Origin of the sequence: Thiolapillus sp. (assembly GCF_048562965.1) — a bacterium.
GTDB classification, from domain to species: domain Bacteria; phylum Pseudomonadota; class Gammaproteobacteria; order Chromatiales; family Chromatiaceae; genus Thiolapillus; species Thiolapillus brandeum_A.
Genome location: NZ_JBHNMF010000315.1, coordinates 1 through 3,904, shown reverse-complemented (window position 1 = coordinate 3,904; position 3,904 = coordinate 1). Strand labels below are relative to the sequence as shown.

General features: G+C 58.0%; 5 protein-coding genes. All 5 read right to left on the bottom strand.

Annotated features, from left to right (window positions below; all coding sequences use genetic code 11):
- Positions 1-72 precede the first annotated feature (72 nt).
- Positions 73-486, bottom strand: a complete 414-nt coding sequence (locus tag ACOCD2_RS13945) for a hypothetical protein (RefSeq protein ID WP_305800372.1) — start codon at positions 484-486, stop codon at positions 73-75.
- Positions 483-1,478: a ubiquinone anaerobic biosynthesis protein UbiU gene (gene ubiU, locus ACOCD2_RS13940; protein WP_293644379.1), complete on the bottom strand. Its 996-nt coding sequence runs from the start codon at positions 1,476-1,478 to the stop codon at positions 483-485. Before ubiU ends, ACOCD2_RS13945 begins: the two co-directional genes overlap by 4 nt.
- Before the next feature lie 9 nt (positions 1,479-1,487).
- Entirely contained in the window at positions 1,488-2,459 is a 972-nt protein-coding gene (locus ACOCD2_RS13935; protein ID WP_293644377.1) for a TIGR01212 family radical SAM protein, read from the bottom strand.
- Between the two features lie 78 nt (positions 2,460-2,537).
- Positions 2,538-2,762 (bottom strand): hemerythrin family protein, encoded by a 225-nt coding sequence (locus ACOCD2_RS13930; RefSeq protein ID WP_293644375.1) that lies wholly within the window; start codon positions 2,760-2,762, stop codon positions 2,538-2,540.
- Between the two features lie 270 nt (positions 2,763-3,032).
- A complete protein-coding gene (locus ACOCD2_RS13925) occupies positions 3,033-3,743 on the bottom strand; it encodes a sulfur globule family protein (RefSeq protein ID WP_293644373.1) in 711 nt (236 codons plus the stop codon).
- Positions 3,744-3,904 lie beyond the last annotated feature (161 nt).

Here is a 3,904-nt window from a genome sequence, read left to right as displayed (position 1 = left end):
CCTTCGGTGGCATCAGACATGTCCATCGATTTCTCCTGTGTCGTGAAATTTCAGGAGAAAGTCTGCACGGGGTCAGGTCGGGAAAACAGGTGTGGATTCTTGGGCGCTTACGTTGTAAATGTTCACCGTCGGCCCTGCCACGAAGGGCAGGCCTGCCGCCGACAGCAACTGCACCGCCGCCATATCGTTGGCTTCCACCAGGAATTCACCGTTGGCGCAGATGCGCCGCAGGGTCTTGAGTTCGGATTCGGCCTCCAGCAGCGCCAGGGTGGACAGCACCACTTCCTTGCCTGCATCCCGCAGCATACGGGCGGTGTCCATCCAGTCGTCGAAACGGAACAGGCGGCGCTTGGAGCAGACGGTTTCGCCCAGGTAAACGATATCCACGGGCATGTCAGCCACCTGCCGGTAGAAATCCAGTAGGTCCTCCCGGGACCAGTAATACTGCACGGGACCAAGGGATAGTTTCATGCTGTTGTCACTCATTGCCAGGTTCTGTGGTAGGCGCCCAGAGTCGTCTGCTGCCCTTCGGACACCGCACCGAGCTGCTGCATCCATTCACCCCGCGGCTGAAAACCGGCCGGGTCGCTCAGGCAACTGTCGATGGCCTGGCGCCACACCCGGGTAACCTGGCGCACATAGGCCGGGCTGCGCTGGCGGCCTTCGATCTTGATGGCGGCGATACCGGCAACCAGCAGTTCCGGCAGCAGATCGAGAGTATTGAGGCTGGTGGGCTCTTCCATGGCGTAATAGGTCTTGTCCAGGGCATCATAGCGACCCTTGCACACGGTGGGATAACCGGCGTTCTCGCCCTTGCCCACCCTGTCCACCAGCACGCCACCGAGACGTGTCTCCATGCCCGCCGCTGTCTCTTCATAACGCACCTCCCCGGCGGGAGAGCAACAACCGTGGGTATTGGGTGACTGTCCGGCAGCATAGGACGAAAGCAGGCAGCGCCCTTCCACCATCACGCACAGGCTGCCGAAACCGAACACCTCGATTTCCACCGGGGCGTTGTCTGCCACATGCTTCACCTGGGGCATGGACAGCACCCGGGGCAGCACGGCGCGACGGATGCCGAAGCGTTCCTTGTAAAACGTCAGGGCTTCGTAGTTGGTGGCGGAACCCTGCACGGACAGGTGCAGTGGAAGATCCGGGTAGCGGTTGGCCGCATAGTTCAGCACCCCCATGTCGGCAGCAATGAGGGCATCGGCCTGCATCTCCGCCGCCCTGTCCACAGCAGCCTGCCAGCGCTTCCAGCCCTGGGGGCGCGGGTAGGTGTTGAGCGCCACGTAAACCTTCCTGCCCCGACTGCGCACATAGTCCAGCCCCTGGGCCAGGGTCTTGTCGTTGAAGTTCAGACCCGCAAAATTGCGGGCGTTGGTATCGTCCCTGAATCCCAGGTAGACAACATCGGCGCCTTCATCGATGGCTGCCTTGAGTGACGGCAGGTTGCCGGCAGGACATACGAGTTGCATGAAAAACCTCTAGTCAGAATTAACAGCGGAAGGCAGGCTAGCCGCCAGGGCGCCCTGCTCCAGGCCTTTCTCCACCAGCTTCCGGGTAATGGCGTTGAGCACGCGCCATTTCCAGTTGCACCACGTGGGTGCGAGCAGAATGTTCTGGGGAGCGGTACCGGTCAGGCGGTGAAAAACGACCTCCCTGGGGGTTCGCGCCACCATCTGTACCACGGTATCGATATAGTCGTCGAATCCCAGGGGGTCGTACCCACCCCGCCGCCAGTCGTTGGCCAGCCGGGTTCCTTTCACCACGTGCAGTGGATGGACTTTCAGGCCTTCCACACCCAGATCCAGCACCCGATCCAGGCTGAGCAGGGAATCGGCCGCAGTTTCTCCGGGAAGCCCGACGATCAGGTGGGTGCAGACCTGCAATCCTCGGACCCGGGCGGCAATGACAGCCTGCCGGTATTCGGCAAAATCATGGCCCCGGTTGACCCTTTCCAGGGTCTGATCGAAAGCAGACTGCAGACCCAGTTCCAGCCAGATTTCATGGCCTTCTTCCTGGTAGGACGCCAGCAGGTCCAGCACTGCGGGCGGCACACAGTCCGGGCGCGTGCCCACCGACAGGCCCACCACATCAGGTTGGGACAACGCCTGGCGATACATCCTGTCCAGATCATCCACTTCGGCATAAGTATTGGTATAGGCCTGAAAATAGGCGAGGAATTTCCTGGCGCCGGTACGTTTTGCGAGCACCCTGCGGCCGGAAGCCAACTGGCCCAGCACATCCGGCTCGCGGCGTGCGTTGGGACTGAAAGAAACATTGTTGCAGAAAGTGCAGCCGCCACGGCCCTTGGTGCCATCCCTGTTGGGGCAGGTGAATCCCGCATTGACAGCCAGCTTGTGCACCCGCTCACCGTAACGGCGCAGCAGGTACTGGCCAAAAGTATTGACCCGGTCAGAAAGAACTACGGAAGAAAACAGCGCGCTTTCAGGCATGGCGCTTTATGACACAAATACTTCCTCCCCGGCTTGATGCTGATCAAAACCAACGGAAAAAGTCAGAAATTCTGGTACCTACTTGATGCGGAAATCCGGGATGTCCGCCTTGCCCATCACATGCAAGACCACGCCACCACCCACGAAAAACACGATGGCCGCAGACCAAGCTGCCACTGCGGGATGATTGCCACCGTGCTGGATGTAAAAATAAACCACCGCCGAGACACTGACAACCGCAGCAATATAGAAAATGAAAGCAAATACCACGGAAATCTTCTGGGTCAGGTTCTGTTTACTCATGTAAGACGCTCTGTTGAATTCAGCTTGAGGGCAGCGGTATGGGGAGATCATCGTAACACAGACCCTCGAAATGCCGGAAATTCAGGTGCAACCGGCACTCTGTGAGGTTTGCAGAAACTTTCGTGTACGCTCAAAACCCGCCGAGGACGGAGGCGGTAAAGCGGGAGTCTGAGCCGGGGAGCGGTGTTCTGTCTATCCATGGACATAAAAAGCGCGCCCGACATTGCCGGGCACGCCATTCTTTCGCAAGCTGCTCTTTGAAGATAGCGATCAGAGCTTGTTGCAACCCTTGTCGAACTGGGCGCGACGGGCCTGCATTTCCTTGTCCATTTGCGCACGACGGGCTTCCATTTCTTTCATCATTTCATCGTGGCTTTTGAAACCCTCGAACTTGGGGGCGTCAAAGGAAGCAGGCATTGGGCGTTGCATACCACCCATTTCCTTTTCCATTTGAGCGCGGCGGGCTTCCATCTCTTTTTGCATTTCTGCACGGCGAGCATCCATTTCCTTCATGACTTCGTCACGGCTCTTGAAACCCGAAAACTGGGGAGCCTGGAAGGGAGCAGGCATGGCCTGCTGAGGAGCAGTCGCCTGATACTGCTTGTACATCTCGGCTTGCTGAGCCGCATAAGCTTCAGCGGCCTTGCGTTGAGCTTCGATCGCTTTGGCATACTGTTCGGCAGCGGCTTTCTGCTGCTCTTCACTCAGGGCCGGTGCAACCGGTGCGCCATAGCCGTAGGGAGCGTAACCGTAGGGAGCATAACCATCATAACCATTGTAGCGGTTGTAACCGTAGCCACGTCCGTAACTGTCACCACGGGCATGCATATTGAAATTGAAATCCATGTCGCCAAACATGTCGCCCATGAAATCGCCAAAACCGTCGTTGTCCCAACCGTCATTGTTTCCCCACCAGGCGGAAGCCGAGGCGGAAGCAACGGCCAGTACGGCGGCCATACTAATTTTAACCATCTTATTCATCACACTCTCTCCGGTATTATTCAAATGAACCCATTCATCCCAATACCATCAGGTGTACCGATACCGCGGGCACACCTGATGTCTCAACAAACTTACTTGGCAGGAGCCGCAGGAGCCTGAGGAGCAGCAGGAGCACCATAAGGAGCATAACCATAAGGAGC